The sequence below is a fragment of the Bacillus sp. FSL L8-0152 genome (assembly GCF_038006365.1).
In the GTDB taxonomy this organism is placed as follows: Bacteria; Bacillota; Bacilli; order Bacillales; family Bacillaceae_G; genus Bacillus_A; species Bacillus_A cereus.
This window is the reverse complement of sequence record NZ_JBBOVB010000001.1, coordinates 2,321,148-2,345,951: the sequence shown is the minus strand read 5'-3', so window position 1 is coordinate 2,345,951 and position 24,804 is coordinate 2,321,148. Positions and strand designations below refer to the sequence as shown.

The following is a 24,804-nucleotide window of genomic DNA, read 5'->3' as shown; positions in this document are numbered from 1 at the left end:
GTCAATTAACAAAAAACTCCATTTTAACTTTACAAATTTTGAAGTTGAACATTTATATTCTCCTTACTTAATCCCCCATGGTAACAAACTACAGATTCAATATGTAAATTTAAATACTTCTTCAAAGACTGCTTTGCTTCCTTAATATTTATAGTTGTTTGGGCGTGAATTCCTCCTAACATCCCATTCACACTATACATAGAGTCTCCTGCAATAAGAATTTTGCTTTGTTTCAAATATAAACTAATATGACCCGGAGTATGCCCTGGAGTATGAAGAATTAGTATTCCACCGCAATACGGAAGTTCTTGCCCGTCAATCACAGTCTCACTCACTTTTCCTTTTGGGCGGTTCTCTACATTTCCGTCCTTCAATAAAGGTAAATCCCCCTCGATATATGGCTTATCTAGTTCGTGCGCATAAACTTTAATATTACTTCGACAGCGCTGCAACAACTCCGGAAGACTACCTATATGATCAATATCCTGATGCGTCAAAATCACGACTTTTAACTTATCAAATGATACCCCAACCTTTTCCATCTCTACTTGTATATCTTCAATTTGTCCTGGGAAACCCGTATCTATTAATACTGCCATTTCATCATCCCATAAAAGAATTGGATGAATAACAAATTCTTGAAATTCAAGTTGTAACATTTCTATCCCTTTAGCGATCTCCATACAGCCATTCTCCTTTATATTAAAGTTTAAAAATATGTACGAGTAAACTGAAAATATAAAGTGAAACTTTACTCAGTGGGGGTTTTACTGCCCGGCAAATAGCGTGATAAAGCTCCTCTATCTTATAATATGTTTTGTCATACCAATAGAGAATGCCTCAAACCCTATAGATTCATAGTAAGATTGCAATTTTTCTACACACATAAGTTGTGGAATAACCTTGTTTTGTTCACAGTGCTGGATTAATCGTTTCACTATTTCTTTTCCGATGCCACTAGACTGATATTTTGGCAATACACCAACTCCACAAATAATGCCTGTTATGACTCCATCTGATATGACACGCCCCATCCCTACTAACCTCTTATCATCAAAAACATAAATTGCATACCAACTTTGCTTACACATTCGTTCTAACTCGTTAACAGTTAATTTAAGAGAATTCCATTCTAAAGATTCGTATAAGGATAATAATCCATTAAAATCTGTAGGATGTTCACTAGCGTATACTATTTTCCATGTAAATACTCCCTATTCTCTGGCTTGTTTATATTTCATAAAATTCCCATTACACAAATCTGATCGATGTAAAAATAACTAGAACAAACTTCAATAAGAAAGATAGAATTCCTTCTCAATATAAAATAAAAAGAAGTTATCTCACTTAAGATAACTTCTTTTATATAAGACTCTCATTATATTATCAACCAAAAAATATACAACTGCATACGATTAGCACAAACAAAACTAATAAACCATTTGAGAAATAACCCATTAAATACTACCCCTTTATTAAATTATGTAAAAGATTTTATCATAAAATGATTTACAACTTAATAACTGAAAAAGACATTGTATTCATTAGTTATATATGTTAAGTAATATTTTATTTTCGGGTATATTCTGCTTAACTTAAACCACTTCCCATTCCCTTATACTTAAGTTCTGGTAACTTCAGAACAATACATAAAGAAGACCTCAACTTATTGACGTCTTCTTTTCAACTACACTAATAGCTAATTCACGTTTTTTTTCGAATATATATAGACCCTTCACTAACAGAGACATATATGAAATGTATTCCCACTACATAAACATCTATAATCTGATTATCAACATCCTTATAACCTTTAAATCTCATCCTCGGTTATTCTAATAGCTCTCTTGTTCGAAAAGATATTTTTAAAAATTCCTACTCCCACAATTAATAAACCTATACCAACTAATTTATTTATTTGTAATGGAATGCTCTCCATTCCAAATAATCCAAATGTATCAATACATAACGCAACGACCAATTGAGTAATAAGACTAATTAGCACCGTATATGCTGGACCTAAACTCTTTATTGCACCCATTATACAAATAATTAACCCGATGGCAAACAGTCCACTTACATAAAACAAATAATTTGCAGTATACACTTTAATGCTAATACTGTTTTCTGTAATGATATAAAATAGAATAGAACTAATGAGACCTATTCCAAGGACACATGTAGTCGTTAACCACTGTCCTACATTTTCATTTACTTTTGCATTAAAAACAGATTGTAAGCTAATTAATATTCCTGCTAATATAGCTAAACTAAATCCAATCAAAATCTTCCTCTCCCTTTCATTGCTCATATATATTATCTTTAGCGACTTCCTTCATTCTAGAAAAATCTTTAATGACAATAACTCCATTACTTTTTTCAATTAATTTTTCATTATAAAATCTTTGTAATACCCGAATTACGTGCCTATAACTTACCCCTATAAAGCCTGCAATACTCGTTACCGATGTCGTATCCAAATCCCCTTTGTACATATTTCCGTTACTATCTGTTGAAATTGAAAGTAAATAACTAGCTACACGTACTTCTACAGGATAAAGTAAATTAAGAGCAGTAAAACGAGTCGATATTTTTAACGTGTTCGCAATGTTTTCAAGTAAGAATTTCATAAATATAGGATCATGTAATAACTTGTTTCTAATAACCGTATTAGAAATGGAAATCGCTACAACATCTGAACAAGCTTCAACGACATTATGTGCTTTGCTATTTTGAATTAATTCAATATCACCAACAATTGCGAGTGGATTAATAAAGCGAAGGATTAGTTTCTTCCCTTCAGGTGTAATCGTATAAACTTTTACTTTACCTTTAACAACAAAATATAAACGATCAATTTCGTCATCTATATTGCAAATAAGCTCGCCTTTTTCAAAATGATTTAATTGAAAATATGCTGTATCTATTTCGGAAAAAAACTCGAGCATTTTATTGATTTTCAAATAATGCGTAATTAAACTTGATCTATTCTCCATATTCATTTCCTCCTTTCATTTACATATTAAATACAACAATACCTATAATCATTACTATTGTTCCCACAATATGATATCTCTCCATCTGTATCTTTTTTATATGAAACAGTCCTTTCATTTCAATAACTGTTGCCGTTAACAATTGAGCAACCATTAGTGTGCCAGCTGTCAATGTAACTCCTAGTGAATATATCGCCATAGTTTCTGCACAAATAATGAATCCACCAAATGCACCCGCTACTAAATATATTTTTTTTACACTCTTTAAATCCGTTACTTTCTCTTCTTTCTTTAACAAAAATACAGTTGTTGCAATAATGAATCCAATTAAATGGGTTATAATACTCGTCGACCATATACCGATATGTGAACTAAGTTTCGCATTAAAGGTTCCTTGAAGTGTTATAAATATCCCCGCAAAAACAGCAAATAGAATACCTTTCAAAAAATCATCTCCTCATCCTTTATTTCTGACTTAATTAAAAACCATCATCCTATAATGGCAAAAGGACAAATGTCACATCACTATGAAAATAACTTGGAATGAAAAAAAACACACCTCAAAAATGCGAGATGTGTTTTTCGTTATTTATATATAATGTTTTATAAATAAAAATTACGCTACATTAAAAGATTTCTTTTTCATAACAAACTTTGCAAATAAGAAACGTACAAGCGGTCCCATAATAATTAATTGTAATGGATATGCCATTATGAAATTTTTAATAAAAATCGAAAAATAAATTGAAACAAATGAATCTCCTTGTAGTCCACCATGTAAATGCATCATAGCCATACCGAAAAATGACATAAAGAACACCATTCCGATTACCATAGTTGTCGCCATTGCAACGATAATATTTATTTTCTTAGATTTATCAAATGGCAACATGAATACAATTTTTTTCGCACAAGGTCCAACTATACTTATTTCAATTAATAGCGCAATAATAAAGCCAATTAATAGTTCTAATGCAATCTCTTTAATATAAATTGGTCCTCCTGTTTCATTCATTAGTAAATTGTAAAACGTCATTACGATAACCATTCCAAGGCACATCATCATGCCAAATTGGAGGTTTTCTTTTCTTGTTGTTGGCAAATTTCATCATCCTCTCTCTTTGAGTCTTTGTCATTATATCGACATTGGAACCCCCTTCGTAAGTGAACATTTTGTGAACAATTTTAAAACGTTTTCATGTATTTTCTTTACTTTCAACTCAAATTCTCACTTTTACTTATAAAGGTTTTATATATATCAATGTTGAATTACTAAATTTAACATTGCATTACATTATTACTAGGAGGATAACCATGAATGAAACAGAATTTTACGCATATCACATCGTAACAAGGAAAAGAATGCATATCGGACAAATGATTCCTTTTAAAAAAAATCAACACAATACTCTATATCACTTCTTTTTTGAAAGAGAACAATTAAATGTTAGTGGTGAAGATGGCATACAAATTTTAAATAATCACTATAAAAATGACGAATTACATATAAATAATGAAAATGCTAAAGTAGTTATGAATTATATGAATCAAACAATTAGAGCAGTTAGAGAAACAATTGTAGAAATGGTTAGACTACAAGAATTCCCTGAATACCCTTCCAGGTTATCTTGTTTATACGCTGCTAAAAGCTATGAGGATGCTTTGAAATGGAAAGCGCTATTTGATTCTTACAATCGAGAAGTTTTACAGATTGTTAAACTACGAGTAATCGGAAGTTCTTTTGAAGGTGACGGGAATCTTTTACCGAAAGAAGATGGTATTCCTTTTTCTCAAAAAATCGAACAAGCTAGAAAGTATTGGAAAGGAAATATTAGAAATGAGCTTCCTGAGCTACTGATTAATGGAGAAATTGAAGTGGTGGAAATTATTGATGACTTTTCCTCAATTCATATTTAATTTCTAACTAAATCATATAGGATGGAGATTACAATGAAGAAAAAAGTATACTTCAATCATGATGGCGGCGTAGATGATTTAATTTCATTATTTTTATTACTTCAAATGGAAAACGTTGAACTTACCGGTGTATCTGTTATCCCAGCAGACTGCTATTTAGAACCTGCAATGTCCGCAAGTCGTAAAATTATTGATTGCTTCAGCAAAGATAATATTGCAGTAGCCGCTTCAAACTCTCGCGGGCAAAACCCGTTTCCGAAAGACTGGCGGATGCATGCATTTTATGTAGATGCTTTACCAATTTTAAATGAGTCTGGAAAAGTTGTAGCACCCATGGCAGCAAAGCCTGCACATCACCATTTAATAGAAACACTTCTACAAACGGAAGGAAAAACAACTTTATTATTTACCGGGCCCCTAACTGACCTTGCTCGTGCGTTATATGAAGCTCCCATAATTGAAGATAAAATTGAATGTCTCGTTTGGATGGGTGGTACATTTCTTACAGCAGGCAATGTACATGAACCAGAGCATGATGGAACAGCTGAGTGGAATTCGTTTTGGGACCCTGAAGCAGTAGCTCGTGTATGGGATGCAAAAATTAAAATCGACTTAGTGACACTAGAAAGTACAAACCAAGTTCCGTTAACTATAGACATACGTGAACAATGGGCAAAAGAACGGAAGTATATTGGTATGGATTTCCTTGGTCAATGTTATGCAATGGTCCCCCCTCTCGTTCACTTCTCAACGAACTCTACCTACTATTTATGGGATGTACTAACTACCGCGCTTGTCGGAAACACTAACCTTGCAAAAACTGAAACAATTAATAGTATCGTTCATACATACGGACCAAGCCAAGGACGTACAGAGGAAACTGCTGATGGACGACCTGTAAATGTCGTTTATGATGTAAAACGTGATGTATTCTTTGAATATATTACTGAATTAGCAAAGAAAGCTTCTACTTGAACCACTATCTATACGAAAAATAAATAGAATAAAATCACTTCAGACGATGAACCCCTATATTTAGAATTTAGTTGAAACTACATATTTAACTATTGAAAAGAGTATTGAATTAAATTTCAATACTCTTTTTGTGCAATTTAATTATATTGGATTAATGTAGTGTCTTATTGATTACTCATTTCATAACCATTGACAAAATAAGTTATTGTTTCTAACTCATCTTCATTTAATTCTCTATCTAGTTCTTGTTTATACGCTGCCTTTATCTTCTCTTCATCACCTTTATGAGCTTCTGTATAAGTTCCTACTGTTTTTAACATACGAATCTCTTGTAAAAACTCCTCTCGATTTATCGCTTCCCCATGAGAGAGAATATATGTCTTAGCATCAAATTTCTCTAATTCATCTATCAATTTAAACGTTCTTTTCGTCGTATAGTTCCACTTCGCAGAAAAAATATCTGCATATATACAGTCTCCTAAAAATAATATCTTTTCTTCTTTTATGTACATAACAACTGAATCATGTGCATGATCTCCGCCCACATGTTTTAACACGCATGTCACCCCACCAAGGTCTAATTCAATTTGATCCTGGAACGTTAAGGCCGGAGGAATAATGTTAATATTTCTCGCTTTTTCTTCAAACTCTTTCTTGATGCAATCCGCACAAAATGCAATTTCAGTACCCTCTTTTACGCGTGCGTCCAAAGCTTCATCTGTCCATTCATAAGAAACAAGTGTACGCATCTCTTTTTTCGTTTCAGAATGTGCAATAGACAATGCATCTTGTAGTACAGGCAATCCAAAAATATGATCCCAATGCCAATGGGTTAGTGCTACGAAATCTGGATTCGATACATTTTGTTCTTTTAACATTTCTAAAAATAATTGTGCATGTTCCTCTGAATTCCCTGCATCGATCATTAAAGTTTTTTCTTTTCCAACAACCATTCCTAATATAGGTCTATCTGTTTCAGAAACTGGTGTCATATACCAAAATGAGTTTCCTATTTTTTTAATTTGTTGCATAACCAATTCCCCTTTTCATTTTCTCACTTAAATTTAATATATAAATTATAACGAATCACTACTTTTTTCTCTATAATCAAACACAATTACTTGGACTATTCTAACTTTCCTTTTCGTAAGCTAAAAATAAGTGGAAGAATCGGAGTGTGATACTATGGAACGATTATGGATTCCAATGATTGTAACATTTTTTTCGTTCGGTGGATTACTATTAGGCGGTGCTGTTGGAGTAGCAACACGCCAGCTAATTGAAGAAAAGATGCATCGTTTATACGCATTATGTGGCGGAATTTTACTTGGGCTTTTATCCCTTGAAATTATTCCTGAAACATTTTCAAGCTACGAAATGATTGGGCCTATACTTGGTATAGCCATCGGTATTTTAGTTATGAGCTTATTAGATAACTATTGTCACCATCCAATGATACATAAAAAAGATCAACAAGCATGGCAAACCTTCCTTTTTCTCTCTTTCGCTATATTTATTCATAATATACCTAGTGGATTTGCGTTAGGTACAGCTTTTATAAATCATAATGACTCTGCCATTCCCTTTTTAATAGCAATCGTCGTTCACCATATTCCAGAAGGATTAGCTTTAATTATTCCATTTCTTTTTACAAAACATAAATATATTTCCTTTTTATTAACGACTTTATTACTTTCTCTTATTCTCGGTACTGGCACAGTTTTTGGCATTTTGATGGAAGGAAAAGCTCTTCACCTGCAAGGCCTCATTATGGGAAGTGCTATTGGTTCACTTGGATATGTCACAATTCATGAAATGCTTTGGAAAGCTAAGAAACAGCTCTCTTTCCTTACATTTCTAATGTGGGCAACTAGTGGTTTTTTACTAATAACAGTGTTCACTTTATTCGCTGGTCATCATTAAAGTTGCTAAAGTGAAACTTTTGTTCCTCCCACACTGATTCTTGGATTACAAATAACCAGATAAATTTTCTTATTTGTATATTTTCCCTTTTTATCCAAAACATAATGTTATCTACCTATTATAAGGAGGAACAATTATGTTTGGGAAAACAGCCGGTGAAGCATTAGTTGATTTATTAATTGACTGGGGAGTAGAACACATATACGGTATGCCTGGAGATTCCATCAATTCTATCATTGAAGCTTTAAGAAAAAAACAAGATCAAATTAAATTCATTCAAGTTCGCCATGAAGAAGCTGGTGCATTAGCAGCGGCTGCCTATGCAAAATTAACAGGAAAACTTGGCGTTTGTATGGCAATTGCAGGGCCTGGTGCTATTCATTTATTAAATGGTTTATATGATGCGAAACTCGATAAAGCCCCTGTTCTAGCAATTTCAGGTCAAGTAGAAACCGATTTACTTGGAACGGACTTTTTCCAAGAAGTAAATTTAGAAAGAATGTTTGATGATGTTGCGGTTTATAACCAGCGTATTATGTCAGCAGAGCAACTACCTGCCGTAGTGAATCAAGCAATTCGAATGGCTTATACGAAAAAAGGTGTATCCGTTCTTACTATTCCAGATGATGTCCCAAAATTCGAAGTGAAAAATGGTGCCCGTGTTACAAATACTTCTTTTACTTTGCCTGAGTTGTTTCCACAAAAAGAAGATTTAGATGCAGCGAAACTCGCAATAAATGAAGCGAAAAAGCCTGTGATTTTAGCTGGAAAAGGAACAAAACATGCGAGAGAATCTTTACTTGCATTGGCAGAACATATTGGTGCTCCAATCGTACTTACATTACCAGCTAAAGGAATTATTCCTGATGAACACCCTCTTTGTATTGGTGGATTAGGATTAATTGGAACGAAACCTTCTTATGAAGCAATGAAGCATGCAGATACTTTAATTATGGTCGGTACTTCTTATCCGTTCACCGGCTTCTTACCTGAAAAAGCAAAAACAATTCATATCGATACAGATCCTGCCCAAATCGGGAAACGTTATGCGACAGATATTGGTTTAGCTGGTGATGCTGATAAAACATTACGATGGTTAATTGAAAATGTTGAAGAACACACAGACCATTCCTTCTTAGAACATCACCAAGAAATGATGAAAAAGTGGGAAGAAAAATTACACGATCAAGAAGAAGACTCTTCCATTCCAATTAAACCACAACGCGTTATGCATGCTCTGCAGCAAGTAGCACATGATGACGCAATTCTATCAGTCGATGTCGGAAATGTAACAGTATGGACCGCAAGACACTTCCGTATGACAAACCAGCAATTTGTCATTTCTAGCTGGCTCGCAACACTTGGCTGCGGTTTACCTGGTGCACTTGCTGGAAAAATTGCTTTCCCGGATAAACAAGTATTTGCAGTTTGTGGTGATGGTGGATTTGGAATGACGATGAATGACTTCGTAACAGCTGTAAAATATAAATTACCAATCGTTGTCGTCGTATTAAACAATAATAAAATTGCGATGATTAAATTTGAACAAGAAGTTATGGGTAATATCGAATTCGAAACAGACTTAACGAACCCAGATTTCGCAAAATATGCAGAGGCGTGTGGAGGTATTGGATACCGTGTTGAGAATTTAGATGAGCTACTTCCCGCTTTCGAAAATGCAGTAAAACAAAATAAACCGTGTATTATTGATGTAGTTGTAGATGCTAACGAAGCACCAATGCCAGCAAAAATCACATTTGGTCAAGCCGCTGGTTATACGAAGCATATGATAAAAGAATTATTTGAAGAAGGTAAGATTGATTTACCTCCACTTTAAACGAAAAAAGATAGCTGAAAACAATTTGTCTTCAGCTATCTTTTTTTATTTTTGTATCTCTTTATAAAAAAAAAAGTCATTCATAGTTGGTTGTACTTGTTTCTCTACTTGCAATTCTTTACTTGCAATTCTTTACTCTCCTTCTCTGTCCTTCTCACATTTCCTAGCTTAATCGCATCTTGCATGCTATTACTAATTAGGTTTCCAGCTAAGATTGTCATACTATAAAAAGCAATCGGTATAAGTACAATCCATGTATGAGTAGTTAAGTGCCGGAAGTTTTGACCAATTAATCCTGTCCATTCTTTTGTTACACTATCTGGATCCATTCCACTGAAGGTTATTGTTCCACCAAAAAATAATTGCAACAAACCAAGGTGTAAAAGAAGTAATAAAGTACTCACAAATTGTTGTGCTATTAATAAAAGAAATGATGGTAACATATGAGGCCATATATGGCGCTTCAACCTCTGCCATTTACTCCCGCCAAGCACAGTGGCTGCCAACATAAATTCTTCTTTCTTAATACGTTTAACTTCTTGCGCTACATACAACATAACTGTTGGTACAGCAAGACATGTAAGAACTATAATTTGAAATGTCACCCGCAAATACAACGGCACAACTTCCGCTCCACTATCAAACGTTAAAACTTCATTTAACATAAAATAAGAAATCATAACCATTGGTACAATACTAAAAGGATCAAAAAAGGATGAGATAACCGGAAAAGATCGCTTACCATACATACCAAGAAGTAAACCAATCCCTCCTCCAACTATAACTCGTAAAGTTGCTATAATTATACTCGCTCCAACTGTCCATTTCGCGCCTTCTATTATTAATTGGACAAGGTCACGGCCTTTCGTATCACTTCCGAACCAAAATTTACTTGATGGCGAAAATGGAGCAGCCTCTAGTTCTCCTTTTTCATTATACATCATCGTAAGTTCACGAATATTCCCATCGAAAAATAACGTATATCCAATACTAATAATCATTAGTACACTCAGAAAAGTAACACCTATCCAAAATCTCACATCTCTTTTTACAACTTGCCACATGTTACACACGCTCCCTTATAACATTTTGTAAAAGCGTATGTAATATACGAAATAGTATAAAAAGCGGAACGTATAATATAACTAGACTCACTGTAAATATTTCTAATTTAGAATTTTCTTTTACAAATACAAACATTCCATATGTATTAAAAATCCATTCGATAATATATAAATTGGATAGCATAAATAAAATATTTGTTTTCGCATAGTAAATTGTCGTCAATAAAACATTCCTTGAAACATGATGTGTTAAAATATGCTGCAAACTTAGTCCTTTACTCTTCGCAAATATACTATAATCTTTCTCCATTTCTTCTTTAAAACGTAATAACAATAGTTTAATAAATAATAACGTTGTTGGTATTGTAAGACATATAATCGGTAACAATCGTACTCTCTCTTCTCCTAATCCAGCAAGTTTTATTGGCATAAAACCTGTTTTTTGAAAAACAATTACGACAAGAAGTTGTGATAATAAAATAAGTAATATATCCGGTATACTCTCTAGCGTAAGAAAAACTCCATTCCACATTTTTTGCTTCATATGAGAACGCTGCAATACCCAAACAACAAGTACATACGCTATAAGCAAAGATAGTAAAAAAGCTGATAGAAATACAATCATAGTTTCACTATAATGAATCCATATTTGTGGAAATAATTTCCTCGAGTCTCGAAATCCAAATGTAATTTCCCATGGTCGGAGTAACTTTCCTCCAATAAACACAATCGTGTTCCAAAAACCGATTAAATCAATTTGCAATCCCTTAAATAATCGAGGGAGCGCACCTAAACAGATTATACATAGAATTGCAGCTAATAATTGTAAACAAGTAATCCAACACCACTTAGCAGTTCGCATGAACATAACTATTACCCCTTACCATTCGATAGAATATCTAGAAACAAAAAGAGCTAAATATGTCACATCTCTTTAGCTACAACATGTACTCGCTTTTGCCCACTAGGTAAAATAGCTTGGTATAAACACGTAACAAAAAATAATAAACCAAATAAAATAATATACAAAGTATCCGCCTCAATCCATTTTGGGAATAACATAGCTATCGCTCCAAGAGATAACAATTGAAACCCTGTCGTTAATGGACTTAGCAAACTTTGAACACGCCCCATAAACGATTCTTCTACGATCTCATACATCCATCCTGATATTGCAACATTAATAAACGGTAAAAAGAATGTCGCTAAAGCGATACATACATAAAAAGTCCATACGTAATTTACAAAGTAACACATACCAAAGAAGACTCCTGAGCCTGCCATACCAAAAACTATAATAGATTTTGGCGCATATTTCTTACCTATACTCGTTGCTACTATGCTTCCAATTAGTAATGAAATCCCTCCAACTACACCGCCCACCATTGCTAAACTTTCATACGTTTCTGGAGCTAGTTTGTATTTTAATATGTAAGTAGTGGATACACTTAAAACACCATTTAATAATCCAAATACGATAAATCCTAAAAGTAATTTTTTTAAAGTTTCATTTTGGTATATATACCTAATCCCTTCTTTAAACTCTGTTATTAACATCTTCAAATTAACTTCTTTCCATTTTGTTCTACCATTTGGTAAACGAACTTTTTCTGGAATGGAGATTGTTTGAATCAAAATACCACTCATAATAAAAGTGAGCGTATTTACTAAAATGCTCCCGTAAATTCCAAAAGTCCAGTACACCATCGTTGCAATTCCTACACCAAACAAAGCATACAAACTATTTACCATTTGATTAATACCCGCTGCTGCACCGTATTGGTCTGATTCAACTACTCCCTGTATCATCGATTGTTCTGCTGGAGAGAAAAATTGTATACACGCATTTTCCAAAAATAAAAATATAAAGACAAGTATAATCATCCCGTAATAAAGCGAAATTAGGATTCCAATATTACAGAGCGAGCAACATATGTTACTTACTGTACATATACGTTGTCTATCAAATCGATCCACTACTGTCCCTACCAATAGAAAAAAGATTAATGCAGGTAATGCAATCATAATTTGTGTCATCGTTGCGTAAACTGGTTGTTTTCCGTATTGATCTAGCAAATAAAACATTAAAGAAATTCCAGCAATCATAGAACCGAGTCGCTCTAAAATATTTGCTAGAAAAAAACGTGCATACACTTTGTTGCGAAATAACTGTAGCATTTCTTTCATACTTCGTATCCTTTCTCTCGACAAAATAGTATTGTTTTAGTAATTTCTTGGAAGTTACATTATATTTTTCGACCATTATCCAATCTTTTCCTTCTTTATAAAAAACATAAAAAAAGAGCCCTTATTCTCAACATAAGGACTCTTTTCATAAACTATTTAGCTACCTCTTCTTTCGGCATTACCATACCTTTATAAAGTTGAACAGTTATCCAGTAATAAATGAAATAAATGACTAAGAAAATCCCTATTGGCACCCACACTTTCACAAACGGGTCAACTAATATAAAGCTAAATAAGTTAAGCCCTACTAAAACGTGAGAAATGCCAATGATCGCTGGGAAGATAAATAAATATGAAATTTCTTTATATATACTTTTCGTTAACATACTGCGTCTCACACCAATTTTTCGTAACATTTCATAACGGTGTACGTCGCGAGAAGCACCTGTTAATATTTTGAACATAAGGGAACTTGCCATCATTGCTAAAAAGGCAATTCCGAGGAAAAATCCCATAAACATTGTTCCGCTCATGAAGCTGTTCATAAACTGATAAATTGTCATTTTCGTAAATAAGTCTACCTTTTCACCTGTTGCTTTTTCAATTTGTGCTTTTTGTCTCTTGTCTATTTCGATCAATAACGGTTTATATTTTTTCATATCATCTACTTTTGCTAATATTACAGTGTGTTCTGTTCCTTGAATTCCTTTATAATGCTCTTCGTCTGCAATTCTTACTGGTTTTCCGCTAAATTGATTATGCGTAATTTGTATCTCTCTTACAACTGCGTCTTCCCAATCCTTTGGCATTTGAGGGAATTTTGCTAATTCAGGAGCCTCTAAAGCTGAATATACAGGTTCAGTTAAAGGCTCAGTCACACGTTTACGAACAGGCTCTTTTAACGTTTTTGTATCAAAATGGTCTGAAACAAGTGGTGGTTTCGCAGTTAAGTCGTTACGTAAATAATAAACCGCTTCTCCATCTACTTTATAGTTGTACTTGCTTTCTTCAACAATTTCCATTTCTTTTAAGGCAGCTTTGTCTTGATCATTCGGATCATGAATTACAACATCATATACACGAGAAAAGTCTGTCATAATACCTACATTTTTTTGGAAAGCCATACCTGCCGTCATCGCACCTGCGCCTAATGCAATTAACATTGCTACAGTACCTAATACTCTCGATAAACTATTTACTCGAAAGCGTAGCTGTGCATATGTAAAACTATTTAGACCAGTTTCATTTCGTTTTTTATTCCCCTTAATTTTCATCACAAAAAATGGGAGTAATGAACTAAAGATAAAATATGTTCCAAGTGTTGTAACGATGGTTGCTATAATAAAACCTAATTCAGCATATATTTTTACATTGATCATAAAATAGTACCCTGTACTTACTAGTAATACACCAAGTACTGTCATTATAATAATGCGAGTTTTACTTTTCTTTACTTCATCTAGTGTTTCATCTTCACGAATTAACTCTAGTTCAGTTTTACGTAACAATCGGACACTGTTCATTAAGCCAGTAATGAAAAATAGTATTAAGAAGAAAATAGCTGTAACTAAAATTGCTGGTGTGTATACAGATGCATAACTACCTTTTGCTGAAATTTCCATTCCATTCATTAAAAAGTTTCCTGCTACACTTGCAAGTAACATCCCTACTAAAATACCGATAATAATACTGACAATACCCATACCGAATGTTTCAATAAATAATAACTGTGCTACTTTTTTCTTTTTTGCACCAAGCATCATGTACATACCGAGTTCTTTTCTTCTTAACGTGAGTAAGAAAGAGTTGGCATATATAATATAAAATACAGTAATGAAAGATAATAGTATTGCACCTACCCAAAAGACGAGTCTAATACTACTAATTAGGCTATTATCTTTCGTAAATTCACTATTCATCGCCATTGTTTGGAACATGTAGAAAATACTAATACTAATAACGAGGCCAATAAGTAAAACCATATAATCTTTTAACATCTTTTTCATACTATGACGTGATAATTTAAATAACATAGTTTCGCCCCCCTACTTAGACTCAGCAGCTGAGCCCATATGAGCGAGCACACCTAAAATGTCTTGATAGAAATTCTCTCGAGTGCCTTGACGATTTAATTCTTTATAAAGAAGACCATCTTGAATAAATAAAATACGCTCACAATAACTTGCACTAAATACATCGTGTGTAACCATCAAAATACTTACATTATGATTTTCATGTAAATCTTGCATCGCTTCTAATAAACTTTTTGCATTTTTACTATCAAGCGCTCCTGTCGGTTCATCTGCTAATACAATTGCTGGATTATGTACTAAAGCTCTTGCCGCCGCTGTTCTTTGCTTTTGTCCCCCAGAAACAGCCGTCGGATATTTTGTTAAAATTTCAGTGATGCCTAATTTCTTCGCAACGTCATTTACCTTTCCAGTAATCTCACTTGATGGTACGCCTTGCAAAGAAAGTGGTAAAGCGATATTTTCATAAATTGATAAATTTTCTAGTAAGTTAAAATCTTGAAAGATAAAACCTAATTTTTGAGATCGAAAATCTGATAATGCATTACCTTTCATAGAAGTAATATTTGTACCAGCTATCGTCACACTACCACCTGTCGCCTGGTCAAGTGTACTTATCACATTAAGTAATGTCGTTTTTCCAGATCCAGAAGGCCCCATGATCCCGACAAATTCTCCTTCTTTAATACTTAACGATACGCCTCTTAATGCTTTTGACTGATTCTCATTTCTTTTCCCATACGTTTTTTCTACACTTTCTACAGTAACTACATTTGTTGACATCTCTTTCACTCCATCCCTTTTGTATAAAATCAATTTCTCACATATTTCTTATTATTTTGTCATGTAAATTCTTAAGAATTTTTTAATTATTCATCCAATAAGAGTTACACCCTTAACATGAACCTATTTCCTACTTCATATTCTCATTTTTCTACAACTCGTTCCCTCGATTTCGCTTACATTTACCTTACATTTTTGTAAGATAAAAAAGAAAACACACTAATTTCTAATAGTGTGTTTTCTTTACAATCAATATTTTCTATTCTTTATTTCTTCTTCAATACTTGCCACAAATACATCTAGCGCAACAACTTCTGACTTCTCTTCTCCATATTTACGTACATTTACAGCTCCGTTTTCCATTTCCTTATCCCCAATAACAAGAATATACGGTACTTTTTGCATTTGTGCTTCTCTTATTTTATATCCTAATTTTTCATCTCGTGCATCCTCTTCAACACGAACTCCAGCTTGTGCTAATTTATGTGCAATCTCATTGGCATATTGTTCATGTACTGCATTTGAAACTGGAATTACTTTCACTTGAACTGGTGCCACCCATGCCGGGAACGCCCCTCCAAAGTGCTCAATTAATATTGCTAAGAAGCGATCTAATGACCCTAAAACTGCCCTGTGAATAACAACTGGTCTTTTCTTTTCATTATTTTCATCTATATAATTTAAATCAAATTTCTCTGGCATTTGGAAATCAAGCTGGATTGTTCCGCACTGGTGACTTCTATTTAAAGCATCTTTAATATGAAAATCAATTTTCGGCCCGTAAAATGCACCGTCACCTTCATTTAGTCTATATTTATAATTTAGCGATTGTAATACATTTTCTAATGCTGCTTCTGCTTGCTCCCATAATTTATCGTCACCCATTGAATCTTCTGGACGAGTAGAAAGCTCTACTTCATATTCGAATCCAAAAGTTTTATATACGTAATCAATTTGCGCCATTACGGATTTGATTTCATTTTCAATTTGTTTTGGAGTTACAAATAAATGTGCATCATCTTGGCAGAAAGTACGTACTCTTAATAATCCGTTTAACGCACCACTAAATTCATGGCGATGTACTTGACCGAATTCACACATACGAATCGGTAATTCACGATAAGAATGCAATTTATTTTTAAACATAAGCATGTGCCCTGGGCAGTTCATCGGTTTTAATGCAAAACTTTTATTATCTACTTCAGAGAAATACATATTATCTTTATAATGTCCCCAGTGCCCTGATCTCTCCCATACTTCTTGGTTCATCATGAACGGAGTGCGTACTTCTTGATAATTGTACTCTTTTTGAATTCCTCTTAAAAATGCTTCCAATTCGTTACGAATCATTTGTCCTTTCGGTAAATAAAACGGCATTCCCGGAGCCTCTTCAGAAAACATAAATAACTCAAGCTCATTGCCTAACTTACGATGATTTCTTTTTGCTGCTTCTTCAACGAAATGTAAATACTCTTCTAATTCTTTATGAGAAGAGAATGCAACACCATATATGCGCTGAAGCACTTGGTTATTACTATCACCTCGCCAATATGCACCGGAAACATGAGTTAATTGAAATGCTTTCAAATAACCTGTTGATGGTAAATGTGGCCCTCTACATAAATCTACAAATTCACCTTGTTTATATAGTGTTACACTTTCCCCACTAGGAATTGCTTCTAAAAGTTCTAATTTCAAGCGATCGTTCATTTCTTGAAACAGTTTTGCTGCTTCTTCTCGAGAAACCTCAACTCGTTCTATCTTTATATTTTCATTTATAATCTTTTTCATTTCTTTTTCGATTTTTCGTAAATCTTCTATGTTTACACTACTTGGAAGATCCATATCATAATAAAATCCATTTTCAATAACAGGCCCTACCCCAAGATTTATATCACCATACATTCTTTTTACAGCTTGCGCTAAAATATGTGCCGCAGAGTGTCTTGCAATTTCTACACCTTCATTTGAATCTATAGTAATGATTTCTACTTCCGCATTTTCTTCAATATTTCGGCGTAAATCATATAATCCATCATTTACTTTCCCCGCGACTGCTTTCTTTTTCAAACTACTACTAATAGATCCCGCAATTTCTTCTAAAGTAATTCCTTTTCCAAATTCTTTCACGCTACCATCTGGAAATTTAATTTCAATCATTTGTTCTTTCATTTTTCATCTCTCCATTTCATAATAAAAAGCACACTCATCCCTAAAATAGGGACGAGCGTGCTTATACCCGTGGTTCCACCCAGATTCCCATCACAAAATGCAATGGCTTCTTTTACGGTAACGTCGTTTATACGGCACTAGATACTTAATTTCCCCAGTGCAGCTCTAAGGTGGTAAGTTATTTTTCTGCGTTAGGAAGTTCTCAGCTTTCCTTCCTTCTCTGTATAACCGGGTAAAATAACTCGTGTCCTTTTCTTCGCTTATTATGAAATTGAATGCAAAAAAGCATATTCATCCCTAAATATAGGGACGAATATGCTTATATCCGTGGTTCCACCCAGATTCCCATCACAAAAAACATAATGGCTTCTTTTGCTATAACGTCGCATACACGGCACTAGATACTTAATTTCCCTAGTGCAGCTCTAAGGTGGTAAGTTATTTTTCTGCGTTAGGAAGTTCTCAGCTCTCCTTCCTTCTCTGTATAACCGGGTAAAATAACTCGTGTCCTTTTCTTTGCTTTTTGTAAAACATCCATTTATTGTTATTTAATATATCTTATTCATTTTATTTTTGCAAGTGTTTAAAAAAATTATTTATTTAATTAAAAAAGTGAAACCAAATTTTTTTGGTTTCACTTCACAATTTTACCAATCTTGTGGTTCGTAATTTAAGTCTGCAAATAGACGTCTTTTCTCTTTCTTCGTTAAATCTCTCCACTGCCCAACTGGTAAATTATTCAATTCGATATTCATAATTCTCGTACGTTTTAACGTGTATACTTGATAACCTAAAGCTTCACACATACGGCGAATTTGACGATTTAGCCCTTGTGTTAAAATAATTTGGAACTCATATTTTGATAACTGTGTAACCTCACAAGGAAGCGTTTTTGTTCCTAAAATTTTAACACCCGCTGCCATTTTCTCTAAGAAATCAGGTGTAATTGGCTTATCTACTGAAACGATATATTCTTTCTCATGTTTGTTTTCAGCACGTAAAATTTCATTAACAATATCACCATCATTCGTTAATAAAATTAAACCGTCTGAGTCTTTATCAAGACGTCCAATGTGACTAATTCGTAAAGGATGGTTCACTAAATCGATAATATTACCTTTTACAGCTTTTTCACTCGTACATGTAATACCTACTGGTTTATTTAAAGCGATATATACGTGATCTCGAGCAATTCGAAGCTGCTCTCCATTTACTCGTACATCATCACCTGGGTTCACTTGGTCACCAATTTTTGCAACCTTACCGTTAATAATTACTCTTCTCTCATTAATTAGTTTATCCGCTCCACGTCGAGACGCTTTTCCAGCTTCACTAATAAATTTATTGATACGCAAATTAGGCACATCCTTTTCTAAAAAAATTTCAAGCTCACACTGCTTCTACCGTACAATACAAAAGGGTAAGCCTCCTATTATAACTTAAATATATTAACATGAAAGGGTATATAACGTCTTCTATTAATTACTTGTTTATAAGAAAATATCGTTATTATACAATCATTTATGCACTTTTTCATCGTTTAATATACAAGCCATTCTTCCTTACATACAGCTTGTTTTCCTTGTATCTTTTCTATATCTTCATGAATATTAGCTAATTTATATAAATCTGGGAAAATCTCTTCCACATAATGTTGGTGCGCTATTTCATCTTTCCAATACGTTAACACTATGTAACGATTTTCATTTTTTAAAGACTTCCCAACTACTCCACCTAGCATTCCTTTTGCTTTTTCCATTCCTTTATTCCAAATTGTTTCTTGCTTATGTAAAAAATACTTTTCCTTTTCCAACTTTACATCACATATAGCAACTCTTACGAATGCCCCCTCTATTACAACGTCTTTCAAATGCATATCAGTTATATCATACAACGTTTGAAATAATTCAATTTCACATGAAAGAAACGTATCCTCTTGATTACTATTTAAATAAATTGTATCGTGAGCTCCATTCATAAATGATTGATATACACTTCTATCTTCCCATAAAGTAAATACACATGCCTCATCTTCATTCCATCCACCAAATTGTCCATGAAAACCCTCTAGGTGTTGTATATCACGCCATTTTTCTTGCGCACTGGAAAACAATTCTTTTTTCTCTTCTTCCACCTTACAGTAGATTGTTTTTAGTAACATTTTTAATTCCCCCTTATGATTCGATCCATTTCCCACTCGCCATACTTTCTATTTTTCCATATACACAAACGTTAATTTATTTTGTTATCAACTCCATTACTTATTCAAAGTTTGATGCCCTCCGTAAATGTTGTAAGTTGATTATTGGAATACTTACCGTGTAAAAATACATCTAAAATATAAAAATTAAAATCTCTTGCTTTCTTACCCTGTTTATAGTTTACATAACATTATTATGTATTACCGATTATCTATATCATTCAATAAAACATATTATTTTATACTATACGCATAATAATTTTAATTCAAACAATTCAGAATTAAAATCCAAAAAAGATAGAAAGTAAACAATCTTACATTATCATCTACTCCCTATCTCTTTTATCATCAATTATTTTTCAAACAAATAATACGTAATTTCTCCTGGATAATGTAATACAGTTACCTTCCGCTCCCCCTTTTTAAAACTAACAGTATGCCCGTTTTCCCCTAAGTTCTCCCATCCACTCGCCTTTGTAATTGGCATTACACTTATATATTGATAATCCTCTTCCTTATCATCGTTAATATGAATTGCTGACATTGGTACTGGAAAACCTTTAATTTTAGATTCTTTATTCATAAATATGAATGCAATTACACCAACTAATAACATAGCCATTGAAATACTTGAAACTAATTTTCTTCTATTCATTTTCACTAAAAACCCTCTTTTCTCACATATAACTTTCATCATTTTACTAACTTTAATTATTTATGTATAGAAAAGATATAATTTAAATCATTTCCAACCTATTTTCTCTACTCCAAACAACATTATTGTTATATATTATAATTATAAGTTTTTAAATTTTGGAGGCGTTACATATTGCAGAAATTACTTTTTACTAAATGGACAGTTATTATTTCTATTTTCATCATTTTCGGTACAATTTTCTACGTTACTAATGTTAAAAATAACAACGAAAAAGCACCTGTAGAAACAGCGGATACAAAAACTTTCAAAACGAAATTACAACCTAAAATTAATGAATTGACTACTAATTATAATGAAATCATTGAAAAAGATTGGTTGCCTGCCTGGGAAGAGATTAACACGAATGGAGATTCAGTAGATCGAAATAAACTATTAGTTACAATGAATGCCGTTTCCAAGCAGTATGAAACAATTATGAACGAAATAGACACACTTAAAATTGAAGAAAACATCACAGATATAGATATACAAAAACAACTAATTCAATTCACAACTCAGTTTAAATCCGCATCAAATTTCATGAAAAATGCAGCAAATTTGATTATAGACGGAACAAATGACTCTATTCCAACCAATGAAACTATTGAAAAAACAAAACAAGCTTTAGGACTTGCGGATCAACATATTGTCATCGCTTTATCTACTTTAAATGAAGTTGAAGATAAATTAGGACTTACAAAAAAATAAAACTATTTACTATTTTAAAATAAAAAATGATTGCAATTCACAATTTGTATGTCTATAATATTTTTATTGATTTACAATCAATGTGTTTATAAATTTTATAATTCGGATGAACCATTCAGGAGAAGGTCTATTGATCTACCGACGGGGCAAAAAGTTGTTATACCAACTTTGAAACTCTCAGGTCTTGGTTACAAGTAGAACTGCATGGGGACGAATCTCTGGAGAGACTCCCTCTCGCTTTTATAGAGCGCGGAGGAAAACGAGCACCGAAGGAGCAAATCCGCTACTTTAGCGGATAATCTCTCAGGTAAAAGGACAGAGACAAGCGAAAGAAAAAGCCGATTGTATCGGTTTATTTTTCTATCCCTTGTTTCTCCAGAGACCATTTCATTTACTTGAAGTGGTTTTTATTTTTTCTAAAAAAGGAGAATAAAGATGGAGACAGTAAGTAAAGTATTAGAACAACTAAATCAATACGTGTGGGGATTACCAACTTTGTTGCTACTCGTTGGAACTGGTGTCATTCTCACAATGCGTTTGAAAGGTTTACAGTTTAGTAAACTATTATACGCTCACAAACTAGCGTTTAAAAAATCAGAAGATACTTCTTCTTCTGGAGATATTAGTCACTTCCAAGCACTCATGACAGCTATGGCCGCAACGATTGGTATGGGAAATATAGCCGGTGTTGCAACAGCTGTCACTATAGGTGGACCTGGTGCAATATTTTGGATGTGGATTACCGCATTGTTCGGTATGGCAACAAAGTATGCTGAAGCAATACTTGCAGTGAAATACCGTGTTAGTAATGAAAATGGTGAATATTCAGGTGGGCCAATGTATTATTTAGAACGTGGTTTGGGTAAGAAATGGCTAGCAGTATTATTCGCTATATTCGGTACAACTGCTTCTTTCGGTATTGGTAATATGGTGCAATCTAATTCAGTTGCAGAGGCAATGCGAATTAATTTCTCTTTCCCTCCTGCTTTAACTGGTATACTAATGGCATTTTTAATCGCAATTGTTATTTTAGGCGGTGTAAAAAAAATCGGGAAAGTGACGGGTTATGTCGTTCCTATTAAAGCTTTCTTTTATATAATTGCTGGTCTTATAATTATTTTCTATCACTACGACCAAATTCCTGAAGCATTTTCACTTATTTTTTCTGGTGCATTTAATGGTACAGCAGCTGCTGGTGGTTTTATTGGGTCAACAGTTGCATCAGCTATTCAAATTGGAATGGCGCGTGGTGTATTTGCGAACGAAGCTGGTTTAGGGAGTGCACCAATTGCTGCTGCGGCTGCAAAAACTGATTCACCTGCAAAACAAGCTTTAGTTTCAATGACTGGTACTTTTCTAGATACGTTTATTGTATGTACAATTACAGGACTAGTATTAATTACTACAGGTGCTTGGAAATCTGGTAAAACTGGCGTTGAAGCTACAACACTTGCATTCCAATCTGTATTTGGTACTGCTGGTAGTATGATTCTCGGTATCGCAATTATTTTATTTGCCTACTCTACTATTTTAGGCTGGTCGTATTATGGAGAAAAATGTGTAGCTTATTTATTCGGAGAAAGTGCTGTTAAATATTATAAAGCAATCTTTATCGTCATGATTGCAATTGGTGCTAATTTAAAGCTAGGAATCGTATGGACATTTGCTGATATTGCAAATGGACTTATGGCCATTCCAAACTTAATTGGTCTAATTGGATTAAGTAGTATTGTTGTTGCTGAAACGAATCGCTTTTTACAAGCAGAGAAATTGAAAGAAAATAATAAAAAACAGGCAAGTTAATCTATGAAAAAAGGAATGACTCATACACGATGAGCATTCCTTTTTTCATCCCCTCTTTTACTTAATTACTATCATTAAAAATATATTTATATCAATGTTTACTCCTTTTTATTCCTCCAAAAGTTTTTCACATAAATGTCATAAATCGTATGGTCTAACTATATAGTTGAAAAGGAATGCGACATTAAAGTGTCGCTGAAAAACTCATCCAAGAAAAGGGAGGAAAAATCTTTTGAAAAACAAAATCATTGTTTTCCTATCTGTTTTATCATTTATTATTGGTGGTTTCTTCTTTAACACAAATACTTCAAGCGCTGAAACATCATCTACTGATTACGTTCCTAACCAATTAATCGTTAAGTTCAAGCAAAATGCATCTTTAAGTAATGTGCAATCTTTTCATAAATCTGTCGGAGCTAATGTCTTATCTAAAGATGATAAGTTAGGTTTTGAAGTCGTACAATTTTCAAAGGGTACTGTAAAAGAAAAAATAAAGAGTTATAAAAATAATCCAGATGTAGAATATGCAGAACCGAATTATTACGTTCACGCCTTTTGGACTCCAAACGACCCATATTTTAAAAATCAATATGGATTACAAAAGATTCAAGCTCCACAAGCTTGGGATAGCCAACGAAGTGATCCTGGTGTAAAAGTAGCTATTATTGATACAGGAGTTCAAGGTTCACATCCTGATTTGGCTTCGAAAGTAATTTACGGGCATGATTATGTTGATAACGACAATACATCTGATGATGGTAATGGTCATGGTACACATTGCGCTGGAATTACTGGAGCACTTACGAATAACAGTGTCGGAATTGCTGGTGTTGCCCCACAAACTTCAATTTATGCTGTCCGCGTATTAGATAATCAAGGAAGTGGTACTCTTGATGCTGTAGCGCAAGGTATTCGAGAAGCTGCTGATTCGGGTGCAAAAGTAATTAGTTTAAGTTTAGGAGCTCCAAATGGTGGTACTGCATTACAACAAGCCGTTCAATATGCATGGAATAAAGGCTCTGTTATAGTTGCAGCTGCTGGAAATGCTGGAAATACAAAAGCTAATTACCCTGCTTATTACAGCGAAGTAATTGCAGTTGGTTCTACAGATCAATCAGATAGAAAATCTTCATTTTCTACTTATGGTAGCTGGGTAGATGTTGCAGCACCAGGTTCAAATATATATTCAACATATAAAGGAAGCACGTATCAATCATTAAGTGGTACATCTATGGCAACACCTCATGTTGCAGGAGTCGCTGCTCTTTTAGCAAATCAAGGATATAGTAATACACAAATTCGCCAAATTATTGAGTCAACTTCTGATAAAATTAGTGGTACAGGTACGTACTGGAAAAACGGTAGAGTCAATGCATATAAGGCTGTACAATACGCTAAGCAATTACAAGAAAATAAAGCTTCTTAAGAAAACTTTAATCAGTCGATCTACCATGAATGCGGAATAAAATAGAAGGAGAGACTTCTATAATTAAAGCCTCTCCTTCTTACAAA

22 protein-coding genes, 1 pseudogene, 1 riboswitch and 2 other annotated features are annotated in these 24,804 nt (G+C 33.5%); of the genes and pseudogenes, 7 read left to right on the top strand and 16 right to left on the bottom strand.

Going from position 1 to position 24,804, the window contains the following annotated elements; all coding sequences use genetic code 11:
- Nucleotides 1–29 precede the first annotated feature (29 nt).
- The 6 genes from MHH27_RS11915 to MHH27_RS11890 form a co-directional block, all read right to left on the bottom strand.
- A complete protein-coding gene (locus MHH27_RS11915; RefSeq protein ID WP_044584446.1) occupies nucleotides 30–683 on the bottom strand; it encodes an MBL fold metallo-hydrolase in 654 nt (217 codons plus the stop codon).
- Nucleotides 684–800: 117 nt separating this feature from the next.
- The gene (locus tag MHH27_RS11910) at nucleotides 801–1,196 is read right to left on the bottom strand and encodes a GNAT family N-acetyltransferase (RefSeq protein WP_340944825.1); all 396 of its coding nucleotides are present in this window, start codon (nucleotides 1,194–1,196) and stop codon (nucleotides 801–803) included.
- A gap of 617 nt (nucleotides 1,197–1,813) precedes the next feature.
- Complete coding sequence (locus MHH27_RS11905) at nucleotides 1,814–2,284, bottom strand: DMT family transporter (RefSeq protein WP_098834796.1); 471 nt, start codon at nucleotides 2,282–2,284, stop codon at nucleotides 1,814–1,816.
- A 16-nt stretch (nucleotides 2,285–2,300) separates the two neighbouring features.
- Nucleotides 2,301–2,996: a Crp/Fnr family transcriptional regulator gene (locus MHH27_RS11900; RefSeq protein WP_141526277.1), complete on the bottom strand. Its 696-nt coding sequence runs from the start codon at nucleotides 2,994–2,996 to the stop codon at nucleotides 2,301–2,303.
- 19 nt (nucleotides 2,997–3,015) lie between these two features.
- Nucleotides 3,016–3,441, bottom strand: a complete 426-nt coding sequence (locus MHH27_RS11895; RefSeq protein WP_000676258.1) for a DMT family transporter — start codon at nucleotides 3,439–3,441, stop codon at nucleotides 3,016–3,018.
- Nucleotides 3,442–3,612: 171 nt separating this feature from the next.
- The gene (locus MHH27_RS11890) at nucleotides 3,613–4,098 is read right to left on the bottom strand and encodes a hypothetical protein (RefSeq protein ID WP_053564543.1); all 486 of its coding nucleotides are present in this window, start codon (nucleotides 4,096–4,098) and stop codon (nucleotides 3,613–3,615) included.
- 212 nt (nucleotides 4,099–4,310) lie between these two features.
- Between MHH27_RS11890 and MHH27_RS11885 the strand changes: the two genes are divergently transcribed.
- Complete coding sequence (locus tag MHH27_RS11885) at nucleotides 4,311–4,913, top strand: DUF2441 domain-containing protein (RefSeq protein WP_075717869.1); 603 nt, start codon at nucleotides 4,311–4,313, stop codon at nucleotides 4,911–4,913.
- A gap of 21 nt (nucleotides 4,914–4,934) precedes the next feature.
- Nucleotides 4,935–5,888, top strand: a complete 954-nt coding sequence (locus MHH27_RS11880) for a nucleoside hydrolase (protein WP_141505493.1) — start codon at nucleotides 4,935–4,937, stop codon at nucleotides 5,886–5,888.
- 164 nt (nucleotides 5,889–6,052) lie between these two features.
- On the opposite strand, the gene MHH27_RS11875 is transcribed toward MHH27_RS11880, so the two are convergent.
- Nucleotides 6,053–6,919 (bottom strand): MBL fold metallo-hydrolase, encoded by an 867-nt coding sequence (locus MHH27_RS11875; RefSeq protein ID WP_340942628.1) that lies wholly within the window; start codon nucleotides 6,917–6,919, stop codon nucleotides 6,053–6,055.
- Nucleotides 6,920–7,073: 154 nt separating this feature from the next.
- On the opposite strand from MHH27_RS11875, the gene MHH27_RS11870 reads away from it, so the two are divergent.
- A complete protein-coding gene (locus MHH27_RS11870) occupies nucleotides 7,074–7,811 on the top strand; it encodes a ZIP family metal transporter (RefSeq protein ID WP_000440626.1) in 738 nt (245 codons plus the stop codon).
- 136 nt (nucleotides 7,812–7,947) lie between these two features.
- Nucleotides 7,948–9,648, top strand: coding sequence for a pyruvate oxidase (locus MHH27_RS11865; protein WP_000467249.1), 1,701 nt, complete (start codon nucleotides 7,948–7,950; stop codon nucleotides 9,646–9,648).
- 45 nt (nucleotides 9,649–9,693) lie between these two features.
- Here MHH27_RS11865 and MHH27_RS11860 read toward each other — a convergent pair.
- The 9 genes and pseudogenes from MHH27_RS11860 to MHH27_RS11820 all read right to left on the bottom strand — a co-directional run bounded on the left by MHH27_RS11860 (nucleotide 9,694) and on the right by MHH27_RS11820 (nucleotide 20,781).
- Nucleotides 9,694–10,712 (bottom strand): annotated as a pseudogene (locus tag MHH27_RS11860) (ABC transporter permease subunit).
- Between the two features lies 1 nt (nucleotide 10,713).
- A complete protein-coding gene (locus MHH27_RS11855; protein WP_000481000.1) occupies nucleotides 10,714–11,580 on the bottom strand; it encodes an ABC transporter permease subunit in 867 nt (288 codons plus the stop codon).
- Nucleotides 11,581–11,636: 56 nt separating this feature from the next.
- Nucleotides 11,637–12,908 (bottom strand): MFS transporter, encoded by a 1,272-nt coding sequence (locus MHH27_RS11850; RefSeq protein WP_254904529.1) that lies wholly within the window; start codon nucleotides 12,906–12,908, stop codon nucleotides 11,637–11,639.
- Nucleotides 12,909–13,051: 143 nt separating this feature from the next.
- Nucleotides 13,052–14,932 carry an FtsX-like permease family protein gene (locus MHH27_RS11845; protein ID WP_090976505.1) on the bottom strand — a complete coding sequence of 627 codons (1,881 nt, stop codon included), beginning with the start codon at nucleotides 14,930–14,932 and terminating at the stop codon, nucleotides 13,052–13,054.
- Nucleotides 14,933–14,944: 12 nt separating this feature from the next.
- A complete protein-coding gene (locus MHH27_RS11840; RefSeq protein WP_340942625.1) occupies nucleotides 14,945–15,712 on the bottom strand; it encodes an ABC transporter ATP-binding protein in 768 nt (255 codons plus the stop codon).
- A gap of 249 nt (nucleotides 15,713–15,961) precedes the next feature.
- The gene (gene thrS / locus MHH27_RS11835) at nucleotides 15,962–17,884 is read right to left on the bottom strand and encodes a threonine--tRNA ligase (RefSeq protein WP_090976503.1); all 1,923 of its coding nucleotides are present in this window, start codon (nucleotides 17,882–17,884) and stop codon (nucleotides 15,962–15,964) included.
- A gap of 44 nt (nucleotides 17,885–17,928) precedes the next feature.
- Nucleotides 17,929–18,150, bottom strand: a binding site (T-box leader).
- Between the two features lie 36 nt (nucleotides 18,151–18,186).
- Nucleotides 18,187–18,410: a binding site (T-box leader), on the bottom strand.
- A gap of 121 nt (nucleotides 18,411–18,531) precedes the next feature.
- Nucleotides 18,532–19,239 carry a 23S rRNA pseudouridine(2604) synthase RluF gene (rluF, locus tag MHH27_RS11830; RefSeq protein ID WP_001222162.1) on the bottom strand — a complete coding sequence of 236 codons (708 nt, stop codon included), beginning with the start codon at nucleotides 19,237–19,239 and terminating at the stop codon, nucleotides 18,532–18,534.
- A gap of 185 nt (nucleotides 19,240–19,424) precedes the next feature.
- Nucleotides 19,425–20,045, bottom strand: a complete 621-nt coding sequence (locus tag MHH27_RS11825) for a YdbC family protein (protein WP_000925176.1) — start codon at nucleotides 20,043–20,045, stop codon at nucleotides 19,425–19,427.
- 391 nt (nucleotides 20,046–20,436) lie between these two features.
- On the bottom strand, nucleotides 20,437–20,781 hold the full coding sequence (locus MHH27_RS11820) for a hypothetical protein (RefSeq protein ID WP_003278183.1): 345 nt from the start codon (nucleotides 20,779–20,781) through the stop codon (nucleotides 20,437–20,439).
- 132 nt (nucleotides 20,782–20,913) lie between these two features.
- Between MHH27_RS11820 and MHH27_RS11815 the strand changes: the two genes are divergently transcribed.
- The 3 genes from MHH27_RS11815 (at nucleotide 20,914) to MHH27_RS11805 (ending at nucleotide 24,718) form a co-directional block, all read left to right on the top strand.
- A complete protein-coding gene (locus MHH27_RS11815; RefSeq protein WP_340942620.1) occupies nucleotides 20,914–21,489 on the top strand; it encodes a hypothetical protein in 576 nt (191 codons plus the stop codon).
- 208 nt (nucleotides 21,490–21,697) lie between these two features.
- Nucleotides 21,698–21,818: riboswitch (glycine riboswitch) on the top strand.
- A 106-nt stretch (nucleotides 21,819–21,924) separates the two neighbouring features.
- Nucleotides 21,925–23,292: an alanine/glycine:cation symporter family protein gene (locus tag MHH27_RS11810; protein WP_016512868.1), complete on the top strand. Its 1,368-nt coding sequence runs from the start codon at nucleotides 21,925–21,927 to the stop codon at nucleotides 23,290–23,292.
- 232 nt (nucleotides 23,293–23,524) lie between these two features.
- Nucleotides 23,525–24,718 carry a S8 family peptidase gene (locus MHH27_RS11805; protein WP_000790932.1) on the top strand — a complete coding sequence of 398 codons (1,194 nt, stop codon included), beginning with the start codon at nucleotides 23,525–23,527 and terminating at the stop codon, nucleotides 24,716–24,718.
- Nucleotides 24,719–24,804 lie beyond the last annotated feature (86 nt).

Bases quoted from the DNA above. Each gene is read 5' to 3' on its own strand.
- thrS (WP_090976503.1), bottom strand. From the start codon at position 17,884: ATGAAAGAACAAATGATTGAAATTAAATTTCCAGATGGTAGCGTGAAA.
- MHH27_RS11840 (WP_340942625.1), bottom strand. From the start codon at position 15,712: ATGTCAACAAATGTAGTTACTGTAGAAAGTGTAGAAAAAACGTATGGG.
- MHH27_RS11855 (WP_000481000.1), bottom strand. From the start codon at position 11,580: ATGTTCATGCGAACTGCTAAGTGGTGTTGGATTACTTGTTTACAATTA.
- MHH27_RS11810 (WP_016512868.1), top strand. From the start codon at position 21,925: ATGGAGACAGTAAGTAAAGTATTAGAACAACTAAATCAATACGTGTGG.
- MHH27_RS11870 (WP_000440626.1), top strand. From the start codon at position 7,074: ATGGAACGATTATGGATTCCAATGATTGTAACATTTTTTTCGTTCGGT.
- MHH27_RS11915 (WP_044584446.1), bottom strand. From the start codon at position 683: ATGGAGATCGCTAAAGGGATAGAAATGTTACAACTTGAATTTCAAGAA.
- MHH27_RS11825 (WP_000925176.1), bottom strand. From the start codon at position 20,045: ATGTTACTAAAAACAATCTACTGTAAGGTGGAAGAAGAGAAAAAAGAA.
- MHH27_RS11900 (WP_141526277.1), bottom strand. From the start codon at position 2,996: ATGGAGAATAGATCAAGTTTAATTACGCATTATTTGAAAATCAATAAA.
- MHH27_RS11820 (WP_003278183.1), bottom strand. From the start codon at position 20,781: ATGATGAAAGTTATATGTGAGAAAAGAGGGTTTTTAGTGAAAATGAAT.
- MHH27_RS11880 (WP_141505493.1), top strand. From the start codon at position 4,935: ATGGAGATTACAATGAAGAAAAAAGTATACTTCAATCATGATGGCGGC.
- MHH27_RS11845 (WP_090976505.1), bottom strand. From the start codon at position 14,932: ATGTTATTTAAATTATCACGTCATAGTATGAAAAAGATGTTAAAAGAT.
- MHH27_RS11885 (WP_075717869.1), top strand. From the start codon at position 4,311: ATGAATGAAACAGAATTTTACGCATATCACATCGTAACAAGGAAAAGA.
- MHH27_RS11865 (WP_000467249.1), top strand. From the start codon at position 7,948: ATGTTTGGGAAAACAGCCGGTGAAGCATTAGTTGATTTATTAATTGAC.
- MHH27_RS11875 (WP_340942628.1), bottom strand. From the start codon at position 6,919: ATGCAACAAATTAAAAAAATAGGAAACTCATTTTGGTATATGACACCA.